Origin of the sequence: Oerskovia douganii (assembly GCF_015142735.1) — a bacterium.
Classification (GTDB): Bacteria; Actinomycetota; Actinomycetes; order Actinomycetales; family Cellulomonadaceae; genus Oerskovia; species Oerskovia douganii.
In genome coordinates this window covers 1-25,139 of record NZ_JACSPN010000038.1, presented here as the reverse complement: position 1 = coordinate 25,139, position 25,139 = coordinate 1, and the positions used below count along the sequence as shown (strand labels likewise).

The window sequence follows — 25,139 nt, the reverse complement described above, 5'->3', positions numbered from 1 at the left end:
GCCCCGCGGGGACCGCAGCCGCACGGCTGTTGAACGACTGCGACGCGCTCTTGCCCGGCGCCACCGACGCGAACGTCCTGGTGCCGAACGGCGTCGTGAGCGCCACGCTCACGGCCTCGTCCTCACCGTTGACCGCACGCACCGTGAGGTTCGCCCGCCCCGCGACGCACTGCGCCTTGGCCGTGACCGCGAGATCCACGGGCTCGACCTCGGCACCGGCCGTCTGGAGCCGCAGGAACGTGACCGAGTAGGCCGGGAACGTGTAGTCGAACGCGTTGGACGCCCCGTCCCAGGTCCGCTCGACGGGCACGATCGCCCGCGGGTTCGCCTTGGTGTTGGTGTCCGTGGGCGCGCCGACCATCTCGGTGATCGTGGCCTGGGCCGCGATCACCTGGCCTGCGACCGTCACGGCCGTGTCGGCCGAGGTCGCGGTCGGATTGACGACCTTGACCACGAGGTCGCCCGACTCCTCGTCGCGCGTGACGACCTGGTAGAGCGACTTCGCCGCGGGCTGCTCGTACGAGATCTGGAGCTGGCCGTCCAGGTAGAGCTGGATCGTGCTGCCCTGGACGACGACCTTGACCTTGTAGCCCTGGCCCGTCTCGACGCTCTTGTTCTCGACCGCTGCGACCTCGGCGGCGCTGCCGCCGTCGGCCCGCTGGAGGACCGAGCGGGTGTTGTTCCAGCCGCCGATGTTCCACCAGTAGTAGTCGTTCGGTCCGCCCGCGGCGAAGCCCACGAGGAAGCCCTCGGACCCGGCGATCTTGCGGGCGTCGAGCTCGAGCGTGTAGTTCTTCCAGTCCTTGGCGTAGGCACCCGTGACGATCGAGCGCGCGTCCGTCACCGAGGTCGAGGACTGCGTGTAGACGCCGTCCTGCGCGGCCCACGTCCCGGTCACGGGCGACCACTGCGTGGCGTCGTCGAACCCGTCCTGGAACAGGACGTCGCCGCTCGCGTTGTCGGTGACCGTGACGTTGTCGTACGACGCGCTGGTCGACCACGTGGACAGGAAGACGCCTCCGTCCAGCGCGGGCTCGGCCGAGGCGTCGGCACCGTGCACGGACGGGACGACCGCGTCGCCCACGTTGTTCGCGAACAGCTCCTGGACGTAGTAGTTGGGCGTGCCCCACGACTCGTCGTTGTCGAACCAGATCGCGTCGGGCGACCACTGCACGTACGACTCGTTGGAGAGCAGCGGCGCGTAGGACGCGAGCTCGACGACGTCGGAGTTGCGCTCGAGACCCGTCATGAAGGCGGCCTCGGACAGCGCGTTGAAGAACGTGTTGCCGCGCGACGCGTACTCGCCGAGGAAGACGTGCGGGCCCTCGCGGTCGTAGTCGTCGTAGCGGTCGGCGTTCTCGAGGAACCAGCTCGGGTCGTTGTAGTAGTGCTCGTCGACCAGGTCGACCTCCTGCGCACGGTTGAACTCCCAGAGCTCGTCGAACCGCTGGCCCGTGTCGTCCGGACCCGAGTTCGAGATGATCTGGACGTCCGGGTACGCGGCGCGCACGGCGTCCTTGAACTTCGGGAAGTTCGCCTCGAACGTCTTGGTGTTCTCCTCGTTGCCCAGGCCCAGGTACTTCAGGCCGAACGGCTCGGGGTGGCCGAGCTCGGCGCGCACCGCGCCCCACTCGGTCGTGACGTCACCGTTGGCGAACTCGACGAGGTCGAGCGTGTCCTGGACTCAGCGCTGGATCCGGACGTCGTCCTTCATCTCGGGGATGGTGCTGCCGCAGCCGTTGGCCCCCACCGACAGGACGGGCAGAGGCGTCGCGCCGAGGTCCTCGGCGAACGTGAAGTACTCGTAGTACCCGATCCCGTACGACTGGTTGTATCCCCAGAAGTTCCAGTTCGTGGCCCGCTCCTCGACCGGCCCGATGGTCTCCTTCCACTGGTACGTGCGCCGGCGGTCGGTGCCGTTGCTCTCGAGGTAGGTGTCGAACGTGCCCGCGTTGGTCACGCAGCCGCCCGGGAACCGCAGGAACTGCGGGTTCATGGCGTCGATCTTCTCGGCGAGGTCCTTGCGCAGGTGGGTCCTGCCGTTGACCGGCCCGACCCACGTGTCCTGCGGCATGAGCGAGACCATGTCGAGGCGCACGGTGCCCGCGGCGCCCGCGAGGACCGCGAGGCGCCCGGCGGCGGTCGTGCCGGTCGCGGTGAGGGTCACCGCGTACTTCTTCCACGTGTCGGTGCCGTCGACGCGCACCTTCCCGGTCGCGTAGGTGGTGCCCGCCGCGGCGTCCTCCACCTGCACGGTCAGGTCCTGCCCGACGGCGGAGCGCGCCCACACCTCGACGTCGTACTTCTCCCCCTTCTCGAGGAAGAAGCCCGTGTTGAAGCCCGCGTTGCGGATGCCGGCGCCGGGCGCCGACGCGTCGAGCCGCAGGTAGTACCGGTTGCTGTCGTTGAGACGCTGCGCGTCGGTCACGACCGTCGTGGTCGCCGTGGCGCCGTTGCGGGCGACCCGCTCCCAGGCCGTGAGCCCCGTGAACGAGGAGTTGTCCGAGGAGTTGAACTCGAACGAGCGGTTGCGCACGAGCTCGGCGTACAGCCCGCCGTCCGCGGCGTAGTTGATGTCCTCGTAGAAGATCCCGTACAGGTCGTCGCTCATCTCGACGGTCTCGCCCGCCGCGTCGATCGCGAGCGTGTGCTCGGCCGACGACAGCGCGGTGAGCGTGAGCCTCGCCGCAGCCTCCTCGGCACCGAGCACCAGGGCGCCGTCCGCGGCGCGCACTCCCGCGAACTCCCCGGCAGCGGCGCCCGGCACGCGCAGCGCGAGCCTGCCGCCGCCCACGTCGGTCAGCCGGACCTGGGCCGGGGTCGCGTCCGCGGCCCCGAGCGTGAGGCGCCCGTCGCCCGCGACGACCACCGGCAGACCGGTACCCGCCTGCGCGAGGGTCGCGGCGCCGTCGGGCCCGCCCGCCACCGCCGTGGCCACCAGGCCCAGCGGCGACGCCGGACGCTGCGCGACGAACGACAGACCCGTGTCCGTCAGGACCAGGTGCTTGCTGTCCGCCGGGCCGACGAGCGAGAACGTCCCCGTCGGGACGACGTCCTGGCCCTCCGCCGCGTCGACCGCGACGTAGTCGAACGTCGCGGTGTGGCTCGAGCCGTCCTGTGCGGCGAGGGCGTACAGGCCCACCTGCGTGACGTCGAACGTGACGGTCGTCGAGCCCGCGGGCCTCCAGTCGCCCGCGGTCGCGTCCCAGTACGACACCGCGAGCGTGTCACCGGTGCGCTGCATGCGCAGCGTCTCCCCGGTCGAGCCCGCACGGTCGGTGAACGACGCCGCCGAGAACGACCCGCCCGTCTCGTTGTCGAGCTCGATCGCGCGCGCCGACGGGGACAGGGCGCCCACGTACGTAAGGCCCGCGCGGACGTAGTTGTCCATGTCCTTCCACGCGATGAGGCCCGCGCCCTGGTAGACCTTGCCGACCGGGGCCGACACCTTGGTCACGACCGTGAAGTCACCCACGGGGACGTCGACCATGAAGACGTTCTTCGCGGTGTTCGCCTCCTGGTAGGTGTCGCCCGTCTGGGACGTCAGGGTCAACGACCCGGGCGTCGTCGCGAGCGACCACGCCGACGGGACCGGGTTGACGACGTCCCACGCCGAGCCGAGCTCGACCGAGTCGAACTGGTCGACCCAGGCGTCGGCCGGGAGGACCGGCTCCGGGACCGCGACCGCGGCCGGCGCGACCGCCAGGGCCGACGTCGCCCCCAGCGCGAGGACCGCGACGCACGCCGCCCAGGGGCGGGTCGTCCTGCCGCGGGACGACCCGCGGGCAGAGGGATGAGAGATGATCACGTTGCTCCAACCTTGCTGCGACGAGGAAAGGAGCGATGGCGGGTGTGTCCCGTGCGCTCCATTGCTGTACGGGGTGCGCCCGGCGGGTGCACCCTCCCGGTCCTCCGAGCCGGCCCCGGTACCAGCCGGGACGGGCTCGACCGGGAGGGTGCCACCTCCGGGCCGTTCTCGGTCCGTCTGCCTCGACGGACCGGGCTGTGGTGCCTCGCACGGGACCGGCTCCAGGGCCGACCCGCGCGAGGCAGTGGTGCTGGACGGGCGCTAGGTGGCGCTTCCGCGCCCCTGGCGGAACGTCATGGCCCGCTGCAGCAGGACGAACGCGAGCAGGACCACGCCGATGAAGACCTTGGTCCACCAGGAGTCCAGGCCCTCGCGGGCGATGAGCACCTGGATCAGGCCGTAGACGAGCACGCCCGCGACCGAGCCCAGGACGAACCCGCCGCCGCCGGTCAGGAGCGCGCCGCCGATCACGACCGCCGCGATCGCGTCGAGCTCCATGCCGATGCCCGTGAGGTTGAAGCCCGACTTGGTGTAGAAGGCGAACAGGATGCCCGCGATCCCGGCGCACGTGCCGCTGATCACGTAGACCCACACCTTGGTCGAGCTGCCCTTGAGGCCCATGAGGTTCACGGCCGCGCCGTTGTCGCCCGTGCCCAGCCCGTAGACCGTGCGGCCGAAGCGCGTGTAGTGGAGCAGGTAGATCGCGATCAGCAGGACCACGAACGCGATGACCATGCTGAGGTTGATGCTCCAGGCCTCACGGCCCTCGCCGAACTTGATCTTCCACGAGGCCAGGGCCGCGAAGCCCTCGTCCTTGATCGCGAGCGACTGGACGCTCACGACGTTGGCCAGGCCGCGCGCGAGGAACATCGCGGCGAGCGACGCGATGAAGGGTTGTATGTCGAAGTACTGGACCATCACGCCGATCAGCAGGCCGAACGTCGTGCCGATCAGCACGCCCAGGATCAGGACCACCGGCAGCGGTGCCCCCACGATCAGGAGCTTCGCCACGACGAGTCCCACGAGGGCCACCACGGCGCCGACCGACAGGTCGATCCCGCCCGTGATGATCACGAAGGTCATGCCGATCGCCAGGACGATCAGGTACGAGTTGTCGACCAGCAGGTTGGAGAAGAGCCGCATGCTCAGGAAGTCGCGGCGGTCGGTGCTGTAGCGGACCTGCCCCACGACGAGGATGACCGCGAGGGCCACGAGCGTGCCCGTGACCGGCAGGAGCCGGCGGTCCGCGAGCTTGCGGACCACGGGGTGCGTCGCGAGGCGTGCCACGAGACCCGTGTCGTGGCCACCCCGCGGAGCCTTGCCCTGCTGAGAGCTCTTGGGCGCCTGGGGCGCCGTCTCGACCGTGCTCACGCCGTCACCTCCTGCGCGCTCGGCGTCGACGTTCCCGTGCCCGGCGCCGGGCGCTTCCTCGGTAGTCGCGACGTGAGGAGCGACCGCAGCCGCTCGGAGGCCGCGATGCACACGATGATGAGCACGAGCGCCTTGAACAGGGGCGTGATCTGCGAGCTGATGTGGAAGATGACCACGGCACGCTCGAGCGTCGAGAGCAGCAGCGCACCGACCACGACGCCCGCGAGGCTGAACTTGCCGCCGTCGAGCTTGGTGCCGCCCAGGACGACGACCATGATCGCGTCCATCTCCTTCATGAGACCGATGTTGTTGGCGTCCGCGGCCATGGTCGGGGCGCCGTAGACGATGCCCGCGAGCCCCGCGAGCAGGCCGCAGAGCAGGTACACGAACCACGTGATGTTCCGCGACTGCACCCCCGCGAGGCGGCTGGCCTCACGGTTGATGCCGATCGACTCCACGAGCATGCCGAGGGCCGTCCGGCGCACCAGCAGCGCCACCAGCGCGAACACGACCGCTGCGATGACCACGGGCGTCGGGATGCCCAGGACGAACCCCGAGCCGATCGACTTGAAGGGCGGGCTCGTCGTCGTCGTGATCTGCCCCTTGGTGATGAGCATCGCGATACCGCGCCCCGCGACCATGAGGATCATGGTCGCGATGAACGGCTGGATGCCCAGGACCGTCACGAGGAAGCCGTTGAACGCACCGATCACCGCGGCGACCAGCAGGCCGATCGCGACCGCCGTCAGCGCGGTGCCGACCGTCCCGCCCGTACCGCTCGCGTCGATGTAGGTCAACGACACCGCGAGCGAGATCGCCATGACGGCACCGACCGAGAGATCGATGCCGCCCGTCGCGATCACCAGGCACATGCCGATGCCCAGCAGCAGCGGCGTGGCGCTGGCCCGCAGGATGTCGACGGGCTGACCGAACAGGTGGCCGTCCATGATCGTCACGTCGAGGAACCCCGGGCTGCGCAGGCCGCACGCGAGGAGCATGACGACGAGCGCGACGACGGGCCAGAACAGGTGGTGGTGCGTCACGCGACGCACGGCGGCCCGGGCACCCTGGGGCCTGGGGCTGCCGGACGCCGTCGGCGGGGCCGACGGGGTCGTGGTGGTGGTGCTCATGATGCGCTCCCGCTCGCTGCGATCGTCTCGAGGATCGTGGTGGACGTGACGTCGGGCCCGTTGGTGATCTCGCCGATCTTCTGGCGGTCCCGCATGACGACGACGCGCTGGCTCAGGCGCAGCACCTCGTCGAGCTCGGACGAGATGAAGACGACGCCCATGCCCTGGCCGGCGAGCTCGGCGACCAGGCGCTGGATCTCGGCCTTCGCACCCACGTCGATACCGCGCGTGGGCTCGTCGAGGATGATGAGACGGGGCTCGGTCGCGAGCCACCGGGCGAGGAGGACCTTCTGCTGGTTGCCGCCCGACAGGTTCCTGATGAGCATGTTCGGGTTGGCCGGGTAGACGTTGAGCGCCTTCATGTACCGCTCGACGACCGCGTCCAGCTCCTTGGCCGGGACGGGTCGCCACGGGCCACGGCTCGCCTGCATCGCGAGGGCGATGTTCTCGCGGACCGTGAGGTCCCCGATGATGCCCTCCTTCTTGCGGTCCTCCGAGGAGAACGCGACGCCTCGCTTGATCGAGGTCAGGGGGGTCGCGGCGCGCGTCGTGCCGTCGAACGTCAGCGTGCCGCTGCCCGCCTTGTCGGCGCCGTACAGCAGGCGCGCGACCTCGGTGCGCCCCGAGCCGAGCAGCCCCGCGACACCGACGATCTCGCCCGCGTGCACGTCGAGGTCGAACGGCTCGACCGACCCGTCGCGCCCCAGGGCGACGGCCCGGAGCAGGGGGGCCTCGTCGTGCTCCGACGCGACCCGGTGCGCGCGCTCCTCGACGTCCGCCAGGGCCTCGCCCGACCGGCCGATCATCGCGGAGATGAGCTCCATGCGCGGGAGCTCCTTGGTCAGGTGCTCGGAGATGAGGCGGCCGTTGCGCAGGATCGTCAGGCGGTCGGTGATCTCGTAGATCTGGTCCAGGAAGTGCGACACGAAGAGGATCGCGACGCCCTTGTCCCGCAGCGAGCGGATCACGTCGAACAGCTCGGCGACCTCGGCCTTGTCGAGGCTCGACGTGGGCTCGTCGAGGATGAGGACCTTCGAGTCGACGACCATGGCCCGCGCGATCGCGCAGAGCTGCTGCACCGCGATCGAGTGCGAGGACAGGGCCGACGACGGGTCGATGTCCAGGTTGAGGAGGGCCAGGTGCTCGCGCGCCTTGCGGCGTGTCGCGGGCCAGTTGATGAAGGGGCCGAAGCGCACCTCCTGGCCGAGCATGATGTTCTCGGCGACCGAGAGGTTCGAGCAGAGGTTGACCTCCTGGTACACGGTGCTGATGCCCGCGTCCTGGGAGTCGCGGGTCCGCGTGAACCGGTGCTCGGAGCCCGAGACCACGATGCGCCCGGCATCGATCCGGTAGACCCCGGTGAGTGCCTTGATGAGGGTGGACTTGCCGGCGCCGTTCTCACCCATCAGGGCGTGGACCTCGCCGGGGCGCAGCGTGAGGTCGACGCCGTCGAGAGCCTTGACGCCCGGGAACTCGATGGTGATCCCGGTCATCTCCACCACGGGCGCCGCGTCCGCTGCAGTCGTCGTTGACATGTTGTTCTTCCGTCCTGGGGAAGGTGCTGGTGCTCAGGTCACCGGAGGCGGGGCGAGGGTCTCGCCCCGCCTGCGGTGAGAGCGGCCCGGGGTTCGCCGTGCCGCGGGCACGGCGACGAGCCGCCGGGTGCTGCTCGTCAGAACGAGCGGGCGTCGATGACGTCCTGCGTGATCGTCTGGTCGAACGCCTGGTCGACGACGATGGTCTCCTTCTCGACGTCCTCGCCGGCCGCGACCTGCTTGACGAGCTCGAGGAGCTGGTCGCCGAAGGCCGGGTTGCACTCGACCACGAAGTTGAACTTGCCCTCGAGCAGCGCGGTCAGGCCGTCCTTGACGCCGTCGACCGTGACGATCTGGATGTCCTTGCCCGGGACCTTGCCCGCGGCCTCGATGGCCTCGATGGCGCCGAGGCCCATGTCGTCGTTGTGCGCGAAGATCAGGGTCATGTCGGGGTAGGCCTGGAGCGCGGCCTCGGTGGCCGCCTTGCCCTCGGCGCGCGTGAAGTTGCCGGTCGCCTCGCCGACGATCTGGTCCTCGACGACCGAGCGGAAGCCCTCCTGGCGGTTGGTCTGGGCGCCCGAGCCCATGGTGCCCTGGAGCTCGAAGACCTTGGCGTCGGGGGCGTTCTCCGCGACCCACTCGCCCGCCGTGACGCCCTCGGCCGTGAAGTCTGCGCCGATCCACGTGACGAACGGGTCCTCGACCGTGGTGTCGACCGTGCGGTCCACGAGCACGACCGGGATCTCGGCGTCCTTGATCTCCTGGAGGACCTCGTCCCAGCCGGTCTCGATGACCGGGGAGAACGCGATGACGTCGACGTCCTGGTCGATGAAGTCGCGCAGGGCCTTGATCTGGTTCTCCTGCTTCTGCTGCGCGTCGACGAACGTGAGGTCGATCCCGTTCTCGGCCGTCAGGTTGGCCTTGACCGACTCGGTGTTCGCGGTGCGCCAGCCGCTCTCCGCGCCGAGCTGGGAGAAGCCGACGCGGATGTTCTCGCCGCCGCCGCCTGCGCCCTCGGTGCCGTCGGCGGAGTCGGTGCCGCCGCCGCCGCAGGCCGCGAGCGCGAGGACTGCCGCGCCTGCGAGGATCCCGGTGAACCGCACGCGTGCCGTGGTCTTGTTGAACATGATCTCCTCCTTGAGATTCGGCCGTCGGTGCCTTGCCGAGACCGTTTCGGCCCGTCGTCGGGCTGTCGAATCGTGGTGGTGCGCTGTCAGGTGCGTCGGTGTCCGTCTCCGAGACCTGTCCACCCCCGGGACAGGCGTCGTACGACTTGCGTCGCACGTCGGCCGGACCGGTCACGTCCGGGGTTTCGGAGGGACGACCGAGCTGTCCTGCCGAAGGTCCGAATGTGACCGCTAACACCCCCTGGTGAACGATGTTAGCGCTCACACGCAGGAAGCGATAGTCGCTGGGGTCACGTTTCGATCACGAGAACATGCCGACGAACCCGACACGACGGGGCGTACCGGGATCAACGGTACCTCGCCCCGTTCGTGCGGGTCGGTCGGGAGCGGCTCTGCCGCGAGGTCGCTCAGCCCTCCTCCGGCCCTCCCTCGGTCGGCAGCACGGCAGCCCGCGGCCACCCCTCGTCCGTCCAGGCGAGCTCATGGATCGCGAGCCGGAAGTCACCGCCCTCTCGGGCGTCGTAGTAGTGGAACGCGATCCGCCCCTCGTCGACCGACTGCCCGCCGGGGCCCACGACGTACCCCGAGGACTCGAGGAGCGGGGTCCCGCCCCCGCGCGCCAGGTCACGGCCGTCCTCGTCGAGGTAGGGCCCGGTGATCGCGCGCGACCGGCCGACGGCGACGCTGTACGTCGAGTCGGTCCCCCGGCAGCACGCGTCGCGCGACGTGAACAGGTAGTACCACTCGTCCCGGCCGACGACGGCAGCCCCCTCGATCGCGTTGGGCGACCCGACCCGGCTCGCGACCGTCACGGGCTCGGCCCCCTCGACCACCTTCCCGCTCGGCCACTCGAGGGGCAGCGCCTGGATCCCGCCCCAGAACGAGCCGAAGAACAGCCACGGCTCTCCTGCCGTCGTCTCGACCACCGCGGGATCGATCGCGTTGAAGCTCTCCTCGCCCGGACGCGAGCGCACGACGAGACCCTCGTCCCGCCACCCGTACCCCGGCTCGGCCGGGTCGAGCGTCGATCCCGTGCGCAACCCGATCGCCGAGTCGTTGCTGCCGAACGTCGACGCCGAGTAGTACAGGTACCAGGTCCCGTCGTGCTCGTGGAGGTCGGGCGCCCAGAAGTTCGTGACGCCCGGGATCTCGTCACGGACCCAGGACGGGTCGCCCGCGACGTCCCACGCCGTGCCGACCTCGGCCCAGGTCCGGCCGGCGTCGTCCGAGCGCCGGACCTGGGGTGCGCCGAACCCGACCGCGACGTCGCCCGTCGAGTACACGAACCACGGCTCGCCGTCCTCGCCGACGACGAGCTCGGGGTCGTGCACCCGCACGTCGCCCGACACCTCGAGCGCGAACCCGGCGGGGGGCTCCCAGGGCCTGGCGAGCGCCAGGGCCAGGCCCGCCGCGAGCACGACCCCCGCGGTCGCGCCCGCGGCGAGCGCGATCCCACGCCGGGACGCGATCACGCGCGACCCAGGCGCAGCACCGACCACGACACGGGCGGAAGCTCCGCTCGGGCGCGGTCGTCGGCCACCTTGGCCGACGTGTTGGGCACGGGCCCCACGCTCGTGGCGTCGTCGGCCGTGGCCTGCCACGTGTGGTCGGGGTTGGACAGCGTGCGCGCGTCCAGCAGACGCAGCCCCGGGAAGCCGCGCAGGTCGACGTCGAGGTCGACCGGGGTCGTCGTCGAGCGGTTGACGGCGAACACGACGACGTCCCCCGTGCCGGGGTCGTGCGTCGCGACCGCGTCGAGCACGGGCACGTCGCCGAACCGCGCGGTCTCCTCGGCGGGCGACTCGACCGCGACCCGCAGCACGTCGCCCGCCGCGTGCCGGGCCGTGAGCGCGAACGGGTGGAACGTCGTCTGACGCCACGACCGTCCACCGGGCTCGGTCATGATCGGCGCGATGACGTTGACGAGCTGGGCCAGCGACGCCGCGTGGACCCGGTCGGTGTGCCGCAGGAGCGAGATGAGCAGGTTCCCGACGACGACCGCGTCGGCGACGTTGTAGCGGTCCTCGAGCAGGACCGGGGCCACGGGCCAGTCGTCGCCCGACGGCGGCCGCGACTCGGCACGCTTCTGGTACCAGACGTTCCACTCGTCGAACGAGATGTGGATGCGCTTCTCGTGCTTGCCCGCCGCCCGGACGGCGTCCGCGGTCGCGGCGACCGACTCGACGAAGTGGTCCATGTCCACCGCGGACGCGAGGAAGGACGCGAGGTCGCCGTCCTCCTCCCAGTAGTACGCGTGGGCCGAGACGTGGTCGACGTGCTCGTACGTCTCGGTGAGCACGACCCGCTCCCACTCCCCGAAGGTCGGCATGTCGGAGCTCGACGAGCCGCACACGACGAGCTCGAGGCCCGGGTCCATGAGGCGCATGGCGCGCGCGGTCTCGGCCGCCAGACGCCCGTACTCGTGCGCCGTCTTGTGGCCGATCTGCCACGGCCCGTCCATCTCGTTGCCGAGGCACCACATCTTGATGCGGTAGGGCTCCTCGACGCCGTTGGCCCGACGACGGTCGGACCACGCGGACCCGCCGGGCACGTTGCAGTACTCGAGCAGGTCGAGGGCCTCCTGCACACCGCGGGTCCCGAGGTTGACGGCCATCATGGGCTCGACGTCCGCCTTGTCCGCCCACCGCATGAACTCGTCGACGCCGACGAGGTTCGGGTCGCTCGAGTGCCACGCGAGGTCCAGGCGCGTGGGGCGCTCGCCCACGGGCCCGACCCCGTCCTCCCACCGGTAGCCCGAGACGAAGTTCCCGCCCGGGTACCGCACGGTCGTCACGCCGAGCTCGCGCGTCAGGTCGAGGACGTCGCCCCGGAACCCGTCGGCATCGGCGGTCGGGTGGTCCGGGTCGTGGATCCCCGTGTAGACGCACCGGCCGAGGTGCTCGACGAACGAGCCGAACGTGCGGCGCCGGACGGGCCCGACGACGAACGCCGGATCGAGGGTGAGGGTCGCTGAGTACATGGTGTCCTTCCAGGGTCGTGCTGTGGTGACGAGGTCGGTGGTGCGCGGTGCGGGGGCAGTGCCCGGGCCCGCTCTGGCGGGCCGTCAGGCAGGTGCCCCGCCCGGCGGCCGGGGCGGGTCGAGGCGCAGCAGGCGCACCCCGTGCGCGGGGACGTCGAGCGTGAGGACCGCTTCGCCGCCGGTCACGGCGCCGGCCGGGTCGACGGGGACCCCGGCGCCGGTCCAGACGTCGACGACGTCGAGGAGCGCGGCACCCCCGGGAGCGAGAGGGGCCAGGCCCGCGGCGGCGGCCGGCACGCGCACCTGCACGGGTGCGTCTGCGGTCGAGAAGACGCCCGCCCAGCGCGTGCCGGCGCACGGACCGGTGCCCTCGGCGCCCCAGACCACGAGGTCCCCCTCGCGCACGAGCTCCGCTCCACCCGTCGAGTGGTGCAGGACGTCGATCAGGCCGGGGTGCACGAGGTCGGCGATCGTCGCCGGGTCCGTGCTCGGCAGGTCCCCGCCCATGAAGAGCGGGGACCGTGCGAGGCACCAGAGCGACAGCAGCGTGCGGCGCTCGTCGACCGTGAGCCGGCTGTCGCGCGGTCCGCCGCGCTCGGCCCGGAGCCCGATGCGCCCCAGCGGGAGCATGTCCGCGTCGGCCCAGGCACCGGGGCGCTGGTGCGGTGCCCAGCGCGCCAGGCGACCGAGCTGGGCCTCGACGTCCTCCCACCGGTCCCAGAGGTCGTCGGAGACCCGCCACATGGTGGCGTGGCGGCGCAGGTGGCCGAGCCGCGCGAGCGAGAGGTCGGTGCCGGGCGAGAGCGAGAGCACGACGTCGCGTCCGTGCCGGTCCGCCGCACGGGCGACCGCGCCCGCGAGCGCCTCGACGGCGTCCGCGTGGTACGGGGCGAGCATGTCGTCGACCTTGAGGAGGTCGACGCCCCAGCCGACGACGCGGTCGACCTGGGTGTCGAGCCACGCGCGCGCCCCGGGGTGCTCGAGGTCCAGCCCGTAGTTGTCGGAGTTCCAGGAGCACGTGCTGGTCCGGTCGGCGATCTCGCCGGTGCGGTACGGGGTGCCACGGACCGGGAGGTCCGCCTCGACCGTGCGTCGTGGGATGCCGCGCATCAGGTGGATCCCGAACCGCAGCCCGAGCGCGTGCACCTGCGCCGCGAGCGGCGCGAGCCCGAGCCGGTCCTGCGCGGACGGGAAGCGTCCCGGCGCGGGGCGCTGGACGCCGTCGTCGTCGATCAGCACGGGGGCGCCGTCGTTGTACCCGCCGGCGCGGGCGGTCGGCTCGTACCACTGGATGTCGACGACCACGGTGTCCCAGCCGACGTGGGCCATGTGCGCGGCGAGGAAGCGGGCGTTGGCGAGGACCTCGGCCTCGGTGACGGTCGTCCCGAAGCAGTCCCACGAGTTCCACCCCATGGGCGGGGTGGTGGCGGTGGTGTGCACGGCAAGGCTCCTCGGCGCTCACGAGCGTCCGTCGTCGGACGCTCTACAACGTTGTAGACGAGGATGATGCCGGGCCTCCCCCGGCCCCGTCAACCCGGCGCCACGACCGATCCGCCATCAGTTTCCATCGTTGTAGATTCGTGACCCGGCCGACTTGACCCGGTGGCACGTCGCGTGCAACCGTTCGTTTTCATCGATGTAAATCGGGTCGACGGAGACCACGGACCCCGGCCGCCGCACCACGCGACGACCGCCGATCCGCAGCGAGGCAAGCCGTCCTCCCAGGACACCTGAGGAACGAGAGGACCCGTGATGAAGAAGTCACGACTCACCACCGTCGTCGGTATCGCACTGGCGACAGGCATCGCGCTGACCGGTTGCTCGAGCGGCGACTCCGGCGGCAGCGACACGCTCACGTTCATGTTCCGCGGCGGACCGGACGAGAAGAAGGCCTACGAGGACGCGATCACGCGGTTCACCGAGGAGACCGGCGTCCCGGTCAAGATGATCGTCACCGACGCGGACCAGTACTCGACCAAGCTCCAGGCGGCCGTCTCGGGGAACAACGTGCCCGACGTCTTCTACCTCGAGCAGGCGAACCTGCAGTCCTACGTGAGCTCGGGCGTCCTCATGGACATCACCGACCAGGTCGCCGAGTCGGGCGTGGACCTCGACAACATCTGGTCCTACGGCGTCGACTCCTACCGCTTCGACGGCACGCTCCAGGGCACGCCGGACGGTCGGCTGTACGGGCTGCCCAAGGACGTGGGCCCGTTCTCGTTCGGCTACAACAAGACCATGCTCGAGGCCGCCGGCATCCCGCTGCCGGACAAGGACGTCCCGCTCACGTGGGACGAGTTCGTCGCGATCTCGAAGCAGCTCACGACCGACACCGACGGCGACGGCGCCGTCGACCAGTGGGGCACGGGGCTCAACGTCCAGTGGAACCTCCAGTCGATGGTCTGGAGCAACGGTGGCGACTGGACCAACGCCGACCGCACCGAGGTCACGGTCGACACGCCCGAGTTCGCCGAGGCGCTCCAGACCTTCGCCGACCTCACCAACGTCGAGGGCGTGACGCCGTCGGCCTCCGACGCCGCGACCCTCGACACCTACCAGCGGTGGATGGCCGGCTCGATCGGCTTCTTCCCCGTCGGGCCGTGGGACGTGAGCGTCTACAACGAGCTCGACTTCGACTACGACCTCATCCCCTGGCCGTCGATGAGCGGCGGCGAGAGCGCCACGTGGATCGGTTCGCTCGGGATCGGCGTCTCCAGCACCACCAAGGACCCGGAGAACGCCGTCCGGCTCGCGACGTACCTGTCGACCGACCCCGCTGCGCAGAAGACGCTCGTCGACGCGAACATCCAGGTCCCCAACCTCGTCGACGCCGCCGCCGAGTGGGCCGCGGTCCCCGACTCCGCGCCGGCCAACCGCCAGGAGTTCCTCGACATCGTCGAGGACTACGGGCACGCGATGCCCGCCGCGTTCACGTACGGCGCCGAGTGGTACGACGAGCTCTGGACGAACATCCAGCCGGTGCTCGACGGCAAGCAGACCGCGGCCGACTACCTCGCCGAGACCCAGCCCCGGATGCAGGCGCTGCTCGACGAGTCCAACGCCGCCGCTCACCAGCACCGGTCGCCACCCGAGAGGAACCACCCCGATGACGCAGATCGCGGACGTCACAGACGACGCTCCGGCCAGCACGACGTCGCGGCCCCAGACCTTGCGCAGCGCCAAGGACCGACGCCGCCTCCACCGCACCGAGCACCGGTGGGCCTACGCGTTCGTCGCGGCCCCCGTCGTCGGGTTCCTGGCCTTCACCCTGTACCCGCTGGGCTTCGCGCTCTACGCGTCGCTCACGAGCTGGAACGGGCTGGGCGCCATGCGGTTCGTCGGCCTGGACAACTACACCACGCTGCTCACCGACGAGTACTTCCACAAGAGCCTGTTCAACACGTTCTTCTACATGCTCGGCATCCCGATCGGGATCGTGCTGGCCCTCGTGCTCGCGATCGCGCTCAACCGGAGGATCCCCGGCCGCACCTTCTTCCGCACGGTCTACTACGTGCCGGTCATCTCGTCGCTCGCCGCGATCGCGATCGTGTGGCAGTTCGCCTACAACGGCGACTTCGGGCTCATCAACCAGGCGTTGTCCTGGTTCGGCATCGACGGCCCCGACTGGCTCCAGAACACGAGCACGGTCAAGCCCGCGATCATCCTCATGGCCGTGTGGAAGGGCCTCGGCTACTCGATGCTGCTCTACCTCGCGGCGATCCAGTCCGTCCCGGCCGCGCTGTACGAGGCCGCGTCCCTCGACGGCGCGAACGCGTTCCAGAAGTTCCGGTCCATCACCCTGCCCATGGTCCGCCCCGTGACGTTCTTCATCGTCGTCACCAACGTGATCGCGGGCGCCCAGATCTTCACCGAGATCAACATCATGACCCCGGCGGGCGGCCCGGAGTTCAGCTCCGCGAGCGTCGTCTGGTACATCGTCCGCAAGGCGTTCAAGTACCAGCAGATGGGCTACGCGACGGCCATGGCGGTCGTCCTGGGCGTCATCGTCCTCGTCATCACGCTCATCCAGTTCCGGCTCAACCGCCGCAACAGCTTCAGCATCGACTGAGGGCAGGAGTCACCGACATGAGCAAGACCCTCGACAGCGTCACCGGCCGCAACCGCGTGACGAACACGATCCTCTTCGTCGTCCTCGCGCTGTTCGCCGTGGTGATGATCGCACCGCTGCTGTGGATGTTCTCGACGTCCCTCAAGACCAAGCCCGAGGTGTTCGCGCTGCCGCCCGTGCTGTGGCCCTCGGACCCGCAGTGGGACACCTACACGCGCATGTGGTCCGAGGCGCCCATCCTCTCGGGCTTCCGGAACAGCCTGGTCGTGGCCACGACGGTCACCGTGGTCGGCTCCGTGACCTCGTCGCTCGCGGCCTTCGCCCTGGCCAAGATGCGGCTCCCGGGCAAGAACGTGATCTTCCTGGCGCTGCTCTCGGGCCTGATGATCCCGTACCCGACGATCATGATCCCGCAGTTCGTCATGTTCTCCCGGCTGCACTGGGTGGACACCCTGCTGCCGCTCATCGTCCCGCTGCTGTTCGGGAACATCATCATGATCTTCCTGCGCCAGTACCTGGAGTCGGTACCGGACTCGATCGTCGAGGCCGCGAAGATCGACGGCGCCTCGTACTTCCAGATCTTCCGCGTCATGATCCTGCCGATGATCAAGCCCGCCATCGCGGCGCAATTCATCCTGTGGTTCATGACGATCTGGAACGACTACCTCGCCCCGATCCTCTACCTGAACTCTCCCGAGAAGCAGACCCTGCAGGTCGTCATCGCCAACCTCAACGTCGAGTTCGCGACGCAGCGGGACTACCCCCTGATCATGGGGGCGTCGTTCGTCGCGCTGCTGCCGATCCTCGTGATCTTCCTGATCTTCCAGCGGCAGATCATCCAGTCGGTCGCGCTCACCGGATCGAAGGGCTGACGTGCGGGACGACGCTGCGGGGTGGGGCGCCGAGCACGCCCACGACCCGACCGCGGTGCGCGACGACGACGGCACCTACTGGCTCTTCTCGACCGACACCGCGACCGACGGCCCGCTCCGTGCGGGGGTCCAGGTCCGCCGCTCGCGGGACCTGGTCGACTGGGAGCTCCACGGCTGGGCCCTGGAGGGGGTACCCGGGCCGGCCGCGGCGTGGTCGGGGGCGGAGGGTCTGTGGGCCCCCGACGTCGTGCGGGTCGCGGACGGGTGGCGCATGTACTACTCGGCCTCGTCGTTCGGCTCGCGACGGTCCGCGATCGGCCTCGCGACGGCGCAGCACCCCGGGGGGCCCTGGACCGACGGCGGCGTCGTCGTCGCGAGCGACCACCTGCCGGACCCTGCCGGGCTGGCCCACCCGAACGCGATCGACGCCCAGGTGGTCGTCGCGCCCGACGGGCGCCACCACCTCGTCTACGGGTCGTTCTTCGGCGGGATCCACGTGCTCGACCTCGATCCGGCGACCGGCCTCGCTCCGGGGGCGCCGGCTCCCGGGGCCCTGCACACGGCCCCCGGCGCGCTGGTCGCGCGACGCCCGCGCTCGGTCGACGGCGCGGTCGAGGGGGCGTTCGTGGTCGAGCGCCCGGGCGGCGGCTGGGCGCTCCTGGTCAGCCACGGTTCGCTGTTCTCGACGTACCACGTGCGCGTCGGGGTGTCCGACGACGTCGAGGGGCCCTACCTCGACCGCTCGGGCCGGGACCTGGCGGACCTGGACGCCCCCGACGCGGGCACGACCGTCCTCGCGGGGCACCGTTTCGCCGGGGGCCCGGGCCTCCTCGCTCCGGGGCACGCCTCGGTCTTGACCGAGCCCGGGCGGCAGACCCTCGTGCACCACGTCCGGGACGCGCACGACCCGACCCGTCACCGGGTCCAGGTCCGGCGCCTCGTGTGGACGCACGACGGTTGGCCGCTCGTCGCCCCGCAGCCCTGGGCCGGGCCGTCCCGCGAGGTCGACGACGAGTCGGCCTGGCCGTCGGACGTCGCACAGCTCGTCGGGACGTGGGACCGGGTCCACCTCGACACGGACCCCTCGGCAGTGCAGGCGTCGGTCCGGGGACCGCTCGACGTCGCGCCCGGTTCGGGGCGCGCTCACGGCCGCGGACGCTTCACCTGGGCCACGTCCGCAGGGGTCGAGGTCGCAGCGGTCGTGTTCCCCTCGTGGGACGCCGTGCGGGGGCGTGCCGCGACGTCCGTCACCGCGCTCGGCGACGACGGCCGGGTCGTCGTCGCGACGCGCGTGGAGGACGAGCCGTGACCTGGCACGATCGTCCGGTGACCGCGCCCGCTCCCCGCCCCACGCCCCCCTCGCCCAGGACCGCCGGCGACGAGGTGCACGGCTGGGCCGGTCGCGTGATGCAGGTGCTGCGGTGGGTCATGCAGCTCGTCGCGGTCAACCTGCTCGTGATCGCCGGGACCCTCGCGGGCGGGGTCGTGCTGGGCCTGTTCCCCGCTCTCGACTCCGGGGGGCGGCTCCTGGCCCGGCTCGCCGACGCAGATCCTTCCGACCGTCTGTGGCGCGACTTCTGGACCGGCTGGGCCGCGGCCTGGCGCCGCCTCGTCCTGCTCGGCCTGCCCGTGGTCGTCGCGGCGGCCGTGCTGCTCGTCGACGCCGCGGTGCTCCGCGCCCTGGACGGTCCCGCGGCGGCGGCCCTGAGCGCTGGGAGCACGGTCGTGGCTGCCTGGACGCTCGTGGTGGCCGCCTACGTGCCCGCGGTCGCCCGGCGGTACGACGAGCCCTGGGTGCGCACGTGGCGCTTCCTCGTGCTGCTGCCCGCGCTGGGTCCGGCCGCCGCGCTCGCGATGCTCGTGACGAGCACGGTCCTGCTGCTCGTGTGGTGGTTCGTGCCCGTGCTCGTCCCGCTCGTCGGGGTCAGCGTCCCGCTGCTGGCCACGGGGCTGCTCGCCGACGGCCAGCTGGAGCGGCTCGACGCACGGGCCCACGCCCCGACCTGAGGTCGCGACGACGACGGGTGGGTCAGTTCCCGGCAGCGCGCCGGACGACCTCGACCGTCTCGGTGCCTCCCGGCTGGACCGACACCACGCGCTCGCCGCCACCGGGCGGGACGTCGCCCGTCGACTCCCTGCCGACGACCGACGAGTCGGGGACCACCCGGCGGAAGGGCACCTGCGGCTCGTCGGGCCGGGCACCGATGCGCTCGACGAGCAGCTCGACGGCCGTGCGGGCGATCTGCGGCCGGCCGGGCGAGACCGAGCTGATGGTGGGGACCGAGTAGCGCACGTCGTCGACGTCGTCGAAGCCCATGATCGCGACGTCGCCCGGGACGTCGACGCGGCGCGCGTGCAGCGCGTGCAGCGCGCCGAGCGCCATGGCGTCGTTGAGCGCGAAGACCGCGTCGATCTCCACGCCGTCGTCGAGCATGCGGCCCATGGTCTCCGCCCCCGTCGAGCGGTGCCACAGGCCGGCCTCCCCCACGAGGCGGGGGTCGAGCGGGATGCCCGCGTCCGCGAGCGCCTGCTCGTACCCCGCGAGGCGCAGCGCGGCGGACCCGACGGACTCGCCCGCGTGGGCCCCGACGACCGCGATCCGGCGGCGGCCCAGCGAGAGGAGGTGCTCGGTCGCCGCGTAGGCGCCGGCGACGTTGTTCATGGTCACGTGGTCCGCGGGCGCCCCGAAGATGCGCTCACCGAGCACCACGAGGGGGAAGTCGACGTCGAAGTGCTCGAGGTCGTCGGGACCGAGGGCGAGCGGCGAGAAGACGAGCCCGTCCGTGAGGTGCCGTCGATGCCCGGAGAGCACGTCCAGCTCTCGCTCGCGCGAGGCGTTGGTCTGTTCGATGAGGACCGTGAGGCCTTGCGCGTCGGCCGCCTGGATCACGGAGTCGGCGAGCTCGGCGAAGTACGGCAGGGAGAGCTCGGGGACGGCGAGCGTGATCATGTCCGTGCGGCGCGTGCGCAGGTTCCGGGCGGACACGTTGACGCGGTAGCCGAGCTCCTGGATGGCCTTCTCCACCCGGTCGCGGGTCGAGGGGCGGATGTGGGCGTAGCCGTTGACGACGTTGGACACCGTCTTGATCGACACGCCTGCCCGCGCTGCGACGTCGTGCATCGTCACCGGCATCCGTCTCACTCCTCCTCGCTCCCGGGGCGGCAGCACCTCGGGCGTCAACTGTGCCACGGGGTCACGTCCCGCGGTCTGCGCCGCACCGGCGCCGTCGGGGGTCACCGGTCACCAGCCGTGGGGAGCCAGACGCGCATCGCCCCCTCACCGCGCTCGCCCCACAGAGCGTAGGGGACCGCGACGAGGTCCACGACCACGTCGGTGCCGGCGTGCTCGTCACCGTCCTCGGCACCGTCGCGCGCGTCGGCGTAGAGAGGCGCGTCCGGGACCGCGGGGCGCGCGAGGCCGCGCGCCCGCAGGGTCACGGGGGCGTCGATCCCGTCGACGGGCCCCGCGACGCGCACGGGCGAGCCGAGGTCGAGCACGACGTCCTCGAGCGCGACGCCCGGCACGTCCACCTGCTCGACGCAGTGCACGACCGGGCCGCGCACCAGGGCGACGCAGCCGCGGACCGCGTCGACCCGGGGGTGCGCACGGACCGCACGGACGTCGAGGGGAAGGTCGAGAAGGATCTCTCGCACCCCGTCCGGGCCGGGAACGACCGTGGCGTAGCCGTCGACGACGACGGCCTCGCGCGGTTCCCCGTCGACGACGAGGCGCACCCGGGCGGGGTCGGCCCAGCCCGGCACGCGCAGCGCGACGGGCGCGTGCCACGGGTCGACCGAGCGGACCGTGACGGTCCCGTCGTCGGGGTAGCGCGTGCGGATCTCGAGCCGCGCCGACGACGTCCCGGGGGCCACCCCTGCGGACGGCAGGACGACGTCGGCGTCGGTGTACAGGTGCACCGCGAGCGTGCCGTCCTGGCGCCCGGTCGCGACGTAGTGGTGCAGCGAGGCGACCAGGCGCGCGAGGTTGGGCGGGCAGCACGCGCACGCGAACCAGGGCAGCCTGCCCGACGGCGAGTACTCGCTCGAGCCGTCGTGCCCCTCACGCACGTGCAGCGGGTTGGAGTAGAAGAAGCGGGTGCCGTCCGCGGACGTCGCTCCTGCGACCACGTTGAGCAGGGCACGCTCGAGCTCGTCGGCGTAGCGGCCCTGCCCCGTCGCGAGGAGCATGCGCCAGCACCAGTGGACGCTCGCGATCCCGGCGCACGTCTCGGCGTACGCGCGGTCCGGCGGCAGCTCGTACGGGTCGCCGAACGACTCGTCCTTGTGCCGCGACCCCATGCCGCCCGTGACGTGGGCGCGTCGGCCGTACGCGTCCTCCCAGAGTCGTTCGAGCGTCGTGAGCCACGCGGGGTCGCCCGTCTCGAGGTAGACGTCGGTCACGCCCGCGAGGAGGTAGAGCTGCCGGACGGCGTGGCCCGTGACCTCGGTCGAGGCGAGCACGGGCTGCGCGTCCTGGTGGTAGCCGGGCTCGAACGGCCCGGAGCCGAGCCTGCCGTGACCGCGCAGGTCGATCATGCGGACCGCGGCGTCGAGGTAGCGCGGGTCGTCGGTGTGTCGCGCGAGCTCGACGAGAGCGGTCTCGACGCCGGGGTGACCGCAGACCAGCTCCTCGCCGTCGACGAGCCGGGCGACGACGTCGTCGGCCCAGCGGCGACCGACCGTCAGCAGGTCGTCGCGCCCCTGGGCGCGCGAGCGGGCGATGCCCGCCTGGAGCAGGTGTCCCAGCACGTACAGCTCGTGGCCCCAGCGCAGGTCGGCGTAGGGGGTGCCCGAGGGCGCGGCCCCACCCTGGACGTGCGAGTCGAGGTAGCCCGTGGGGTCCTGGACCGTACGGGCGAGGTCCACGATCGCGCGGACCGTGTCCTCGTGAGGGTCCGTGCCCGTGCGGCCGGCGTCCCACGCGACGGCCTCGAGCGTCTTCCAGGCGTCGGAGTCGGCGAAGTTGAAGCCGCGGTACGGGCCGTCGTGGCGTGCGGGGTCGCCCTCGTCGAGCAGTCGCCGCAGGTTGTCCAGGACACCCGAGGACTCGAGCGCGTCGAGGCAGTGCGGCACGGTCGCGCGTGCGCTCGCGGCCTGCCACGCACCGAGCCCGGCGTCGGTCCCGAGGGTCACGGAACCGACGGGCAGGGGGGCCCAGACGGCGTGCGGGACCCGCCCGCCGACCGGGCCTCGGGCTGTCGTCGTCATGAGGTCTCCTCCGGGTTCGGCGTCGTGCTCAGGTAGACTCTACATCGTTGTAAAGCACCCCCGGCCCCGCCGGGACGACCACAAGCGAGGATCCCGATGACGCACCTCCGCGCCCGTGTGGCGCTCCACCCCGACTTCCGGGTCGGCCCGATCGACCGCCGCCTCTTCGGCTCGTTCGTCGAGCACCTGGGCCGCGCCGTCTACACCGGCATCTACGAGCCCGGGCACCCCACGGCGGACGAGCACGGCTTCCGCCGCGACGTCGCCGAGCTGACCCACGAGCTCGGCGTGACGATGCTCCGCTACCCCGGCGGGAACTTCGTCTCGAACTACGTCTGGGAGGACGGCGTCGGCCCCGTCGAGGACCGCAAGCCCTTCCTCGACCTCGCGTGGCGCACGGTCGAGCCCAACACCGTCGGGACCGACGAGTTCCTCCGGTGGGCCGAGCGCGAGGGCATCGAGCCCATGATGGCCGTCAACCTCGGCACGCGCGGCGTCGCGGCGGCCGCCGCCCTCGTCGAGTACTGCAACGGCGAGGCCGGCACGCGCTGGGCCGACCTGCGCATCGCCAACGGGCGGGCCGAGCCGTATGGCGTGCGGCTCTGGTGCCTCGGCAACGAGATGGACGGACCGTGGCAGATCGGCCACAAGGACGCCCACGAGTACGGCAAGCTGGCCGCCGAGGCCGGCAAGGCCATGAAGCTCGTCGACCCGAGCATCTCGCTCGTCGTGTGCGGCTCGTCCTCGATGCAGATGGACACGTTCGGCGAGTGGGAGCAGACCGTCCTGTCGTACACCTACGACCTGGTCGACCACATCTCCATGCACGCGTACTACGAGGAGCTCGCAGGGGACCGTGCGTCGTTCCTCGGGTCCGGCACGGCCATGGACCGGTTCATCGACCGCGTTGTGGCGTCGGCCGACGCGGTCGGCGCCGCCCGCCGCTCCGACAAGAGGATCACCATCTCGTTCGACGAGTGGAACGTCTGGTACCTGCAGTCCCGCTTCCCCGGCGAGACCAACCTGCCCGTCCAGCGCGACGCCCCGCGCATCATCGAGGACGTCTACTCGGCGCTCGACGCCGTCGTCGTCGGAGACCTGCTCGTCACGCTCCTCAACCACGCCGACCGCGTGCCCGTGGCCGCGCTCGCACAGCTCGTCAACGTCATCGCCCCCATCATGACCGAGCCCGACGGCGAGGCGTGGCGCCAGCCCACCTTCCACCCGTTCGCCACGACCGCCCGCCTCGCACGCGGAGAGGTGCTCGACGTCCGGGTCGAGGTCCCCACGACCCCGACCAGGGCGCACGGCGACGTCCCGCTCGTGACCGCCGCGGCCACGCACGACCCCGCCACCGGCGCCGTCGCGCTCTTCCTCACCAACAGGTCCGCCGAACCGGTCGACGTCGACGTCGACCACCTCGGGCTGAGCATCGACCTCACCGAGGGGTGGCGCATGGTCGCCGACCACGAGGCCGCGGTCGAGGGACCCGCGCACGCGCGCAAGGTCCTCGACGCGTGCTGGTCCGCCGTCGACGTGGCGTCGACGACCCGTTCCTCCGGTGCAGGCGCGGCACGCACGACCGTCACGCTCGACCCCGAGTCGTGGACGGCCCTGTCCGGGACCCTCTCCCACGCCTGACCACCCGCACCCCGCCGGACGATCCCGGCCCCCGCCCGGCGGGGTGCGCACGTCGTCGGGAAAACTCGGGAAGACTCGTCGGGAGTTCTCGTCGGGAGGCCTCGTCGGGAGGCCGGGCCCGGCGACCTGCCGGTCACAGGACCCAGAGGGTCCGTCCGAGCCGGTCGCGCACGGGCTCGTCCGTCTGGTCGAGCACGGAACGCACCCAGACCACGGACAGCCCGCCGGACGCCGCGATCTGGTCGGCGCTCGCGCCGGCTGCCGACGTGCCGCGCACGAGCCTCGCGAGCTCCCCGAGCCGCGCGCCGTCCCGGAGGTCGTCGGCCGAGGTGGTGCGCGCCAGCTCGTGGAGCCGGACGAGCGATGCCTGCGCGTCGGGACCCATCGTCCGAGCATAGGCCGGGCCGCGTCGGCGGCGCGGGCGGCGCCTCGGTGTCGCGTCAGCGCCCCCAGGCGCGCGCGAGGCGCTGCCACTCGTCGCCCCGCAGCGGGACGACGACGCCGTGCTTGGTGCGGTCGGGCAGGTCGAAGCCCCCGCCCGCGGGTTCCCAGCGGCCCGACGCGAGGTCGTCGGTGACGAACGGCCGGTAGCCCTGGCCCCCGTCCCCGTACTGGTCGACGAACAGGTACCAGCGTTCGGCGTCGTTCGCCCGGAACACCAGCGGCCCTTCGACGTCACCGAACAGGTCCGCACCGATGCGCTCGGCCAGCACGGTCGCGTCGTCGGACAGCGCGTGCGGGACCACGTCCATGTAGAGGCCGCGCCCGCCCGGGCTGTTGTCCTTGTGGAACCGGTACACGCGCCCACCGTGCTCGATCATGGTCGTGTCGATCGTGGTGCGGCCCGTGTCGAGCAGGACGCGCGCGGGCGAGAACGTCTCGAAGTCGGTCGTGGTGGCGTACAGCACGCGGCTGTACGACTCCCCCGCGTGCGCGTCGTCGTCGGGCCCGAACAACGTCGACGACCAGTGGACGACGAACTGCCCGGCCCGCTCGTCCCAGAAGGACTCGGGCGCCCACGCCATGCCCGCCCGGGCAGGCGCGACCTCGACCAGCCGCGGCTCGGACCAGCGCACGAGGTCCGCGGACCTCGACACCACGAGCGACCTGCTCCCGTGCCGCTGCCACGCGTCCCACCCCGCGTCGTCGCCGCCGAACACCCGCAGGTCGGTCGCGACGAGGACGAACCCGTCCTTTGTGCGCACCACGTGCGGGTCGCGCAGCCCGGTCGTGCCCAGCCGGGACTCGAGCACGACGCCCAGCCGGTCCCACGCCGTCGGGTCGTCGCCCCGGCTGAGCGAGCAGTGGACGGTCTCACGGTGCTCGTCCGGGTCCTCGACGAAGTGCACCAGCAGGTAGCCGAACGCGTCGGCCCCCCCCGCGCGGGGGCGGCCCGAC

General features: G+C 71.6%; 16 protein-coding genes and 2 pseudogenes. 6 read left to right on the top strand and 12 right to left on the bottom strand.

The annotated features are described in order from the left end of the window. The 8 genes and pseudogenes from H9623_RS20200 to H9623_RS18350 all read right to left on the bottom strand — a co-directional run. Positions 1 to 3,808, bottom strand: a pseudogene (locus tag H9623_RS20200) (alpha-L-arabinofuranosidase C-terminal domain-containing protein); the annotation flags it as partial. 261 nt (positions 3,809 to 4,069) lie between these two features. Beyond that, positions 4,070 to 5,179, bottom strand: coding sequence for an ABC transporter permease subunit (locus H9623_RS18380; RefSeq protein WP_321575542.1), 1,110 nt, complete (start codon positions 5,177 to 5,179; stop codon positions 4,070 to 4,072). Continuing rightward, positions 5,176 to 6,309, bottom strand: a complete 1,134-nt coding sequence (locus tag H9623_RS18375; RefSeq protein ID WP_193721452.1) for an ABC transporter permease — start codon at positions 6,307 to 6,309, stop codon at positions 5,176 to 5,178. Before H9623_RS18375 ends, H9623_RS18380 begins: the two co-directional genes overlap by 4 nt. Continuing rightward, positions 6,306 to 7,844, bottom strand: coding sequence for a sugar ABC transporter ATP-binding protein (locus H9623_RS18370; protein WP_193721451.1), 1,539 nt, complete (start codon positions 7,842 to 7,844; stop codon positions 6,306 to 6,308). Before H9623_RS18370 ends, H9623_RS18375 begins: the two co-directional genes overlap by 4 nt. 137 nt (positions 7,845 to 7,981) lie before the next feature. Further along, entirely contained in the window at positions 7,982 to 8,971 is a 990-nt protein-coding gene (locus tag H9623_RS18365; RefSeq protein WP_193721450.1) for an ABC transporter substrate-binding protein, read from the bottom strand. Between the two features lie 407 nt (positions 8,972 to 9,378). Further along, positions 9,379 to 10,443 carry an arabinan endo-1,5-alpha-L-arabinosidase gene (locus H9623_RS18360; RefSeq protein ID WP_321575541.1) on the bottom strand — a complete coding sequence of 355 codons (1,065 nt, stop codon included), beginning with the start codon at positions 10,441 to 10,443 and terminating at the stop codon, positions 9,379 to 9,381. Continuing rightward, a complete protein-coding gene (arfA, locus tag H9623_RS18355; RefSeq protein WP_193721448.1) occupies positions 10,440 to 11,951 on the bottom strand; it encodes an arabinosylfuranosidase ArfA in 1,512 nt (503 codons plus the stop codon). The genes H9623_RS18360 and arfA (H9623_RS18355) overlap by 4 nt, the downstream gene beginning before the upstream one ends. An 84-nt stretch (positions 11,952 to 12,035) precedes the next feature. Beyond that, the gene (locus H9623_RS18350) at positions 12,036 to 13,391 is read right to left on the bottom strand and encodes a glycoside hydrolase family 27 protein (protein ID WP_321575540.1); all 1,356 of its coding nucleotides are present in this window, start codon (positions 13,389 to 13,391) and stop codon (positions 12,036 to 12,038) included. A gap of 312 nt (positions 13,392 to 13,703) precedes the next feature. Between H9623_RS18350 and H9623_RS18345 the strand changes: the two are divergent. The 5 genes and pseudogenes from H9623_RS18345 to H9623_RS18325 form a co-directional block, all read left to right on the top strand. Further along, positions 13,704 to 14,726 (top strand): annotated as a pseudogene (locus tag H9623_RS18345) (ABC transporter substrate-binding protein); the annotation flags it as partial. Positions 14,727 to 15,057: 331 nt separating this feature from the next. Beyond that, the gene (locus H9623_RS18340) at positions 15,058 to 16,020 is read left to right on the top strand and encodes a carbohydrate ABC transporter permease (protein ID WP_193721447.1); all 963 of its coding nucleotides are present in this window, start codon (positions 15,058 to 15,060) and stop codon (positions 16,018 to 16,020) included. Positions 16,021 to 16,037: 17 nt separating this feature from the next. Then, entirely contained in the window at positions 16,038 to 16,892 is an 855-nt protein-coding gene (locus H9623_RS18335; protein WP_193721454.1) for a carbohydrate ABC transporter permease, read from the top strand. 1 nt (position 16,893) lies between these two features. Next, positions 16,894 to 18,201, top strand: coding sequence for an arabinan endo-1,5-alpha-L-arabinosidase (locus tag H9623_RS18330; protein ID WP_193721446.1), 1,308 nt, complete (start codon positions 16,894 to 16,896; stop codon positions 18,199 to 18,201). Next, positions 18,198 to 18,899, top strand: coding sequence for a DUF624 domain-containing protein (locus tag H9623_RS18325; RefSeq protein ID WP_193721445.1), 702 nt, complete (start codon positions 18,198 to 18,200; stop codon positions 18,897 to 18,899). The genes H9623_RS18330 and H9623_RS18325 overlap by 4 nt, the downstream gene beginning before the upstream one ends. A 22-nt stretch (positions 18,900 to 18,921) precedes the next feature. Here the strand turns inward: H9623_RS18325 and H9623_RS18320 are convergent, their stop codons facing one another. Then, a complete protein-coding gene (locus H9623_RS18320; RefSeq protein WP_193721444.1) occupies positions 18,922 to 20,025 on the bottom strand; it encodes a LacI family DNA-binding transcriptional regulator in 1,104 nt (367 codons plus the stop codon). Positions 20,026 to 20,126: 101 nt separating this feature from the next. Further along, a complete protein-coding gene (locus H9623_RS18315) occupies positions 20,127 to 22,100 on the bottom strand; it encodes a glycoside hydrolase family 127 protein (protein WP_193721443.1) in 1,974 nt (657 codons plus the stop codon). 96 nt (positions 22,101 to 22,196) lie between these two features. Here H9623_RS18315 and arfA (H9623_RS18310) point away from each other — a divergent pair, with 96 nt between their 5' ends. Further along, positions 22,197 to 23,741, top strand: coding sequence for an arabinosylfuranosidase ArfA (arfA, locus tag H9623_RS18310; protein WP_193721442.1), 1,545 nt, complete (start codon positions 22,197 to 22,199; stop codon positions 23,739 to 23,741). A 133-nt stretch (positions 23,742 to 23,874) separates the two neighbouring features. Here the strand turns inward: arfA (H9623_RS18310) and H9623_RS18305 are convergent, their stop codons facing one another. After that, complete coding sequence (locus H9623_RS18305; protein ID WP_193721441.1) at positions 23,875 to 24,126, bottom strand: hypothetical protein; 252 nt, start codon at positions 24,124 to 24,126, stop codon at positions 23,875 to 23,877. A 55-nt stretch (positions 24,127 to 24,181) separates the two neighbouring features. Continuing rightward, positions 24,182 to 25,139 (bottom strand): glycoside hydrolase family 43 protein (locus H9623_RS18300; protein WP_193721440.1); only part of this gene is annotated, 958 nt, incomplete at its 5' end.

Excerpts from the sequence above, each read along its gene's own strand:
- H9623_RS18375 (WP_193721452.1), bottom strand. The coding sequence starts at position 6,309 with ATGAGCACCACCACCACGACCCCGTCGGCCCCGCCGACGGCGTCCGGC.
- H9623_RS18370 (WP_193721451.1), bottom strand. The coding sequence starts at position 7,844 with ATGTCAACGACGACTGCAGCGGACGCGGCGCCCGTGGTGGAGATGACC.
- H9623_RS18365 (WP_193721450.1), bottom strand. The coding sequence starts at position 8,971 with ATGTTCAACAAGACCACGGCACGCGTGCGGTTCACCGGGATCCTCGCA.
- arfA (WP_193721448.1), bottom strand. The coding sequence starts at position 11,951 with ATGTACTCAGCGACCCTCACCCTCGATCCGGCGTTCGTCGTCGGGCCC.
- H9623_RS18340 (WP_193721447.1), top strand. The coding sequence starts at position 15,058 with ATGACGCAGATCGCGGACGTCACAGACGACGCTCCGGCCAGCACGACG.
- H9623_RS18335 (WP_193721454.1), top strand. The coding sequence starts at position 16,038 with ATGAGCAAGACCCTCGACAGCGTCACCGGCCGCAACCGCGTGACGAAC.
- H9623_RS18320 (WP_193721444.1), bottom strand. The coding sequence starts at position 20,025 with ATGCCGGTGACGATGCACGACGTCGCAGCGCGGGCAGGCGTGTCGATC.
- H9623_RS18315 (WP_193721443.1), bottom strand. The coding sequence starts at position 22,100 with ATGACGACGACAGCCCGAGGCCCGGTCGGCGGGCGGGTCCCGCACGCC.
- arfA (WP_193721442.1), top strand. The coding sequence starts at position 22,197 with ATGACGCACCTCCGCGCCCGTGTGGCGCTCCACCCCGACTTCCGGGTC.
- H9623_RS18305 (WP_193721441.1), bottom strand. The coding sequence starts at position 24,126 with ATGGGTCCCGACGCGCAGGCATCGCTCGTCCGGCTCCACGAGCTGGCG.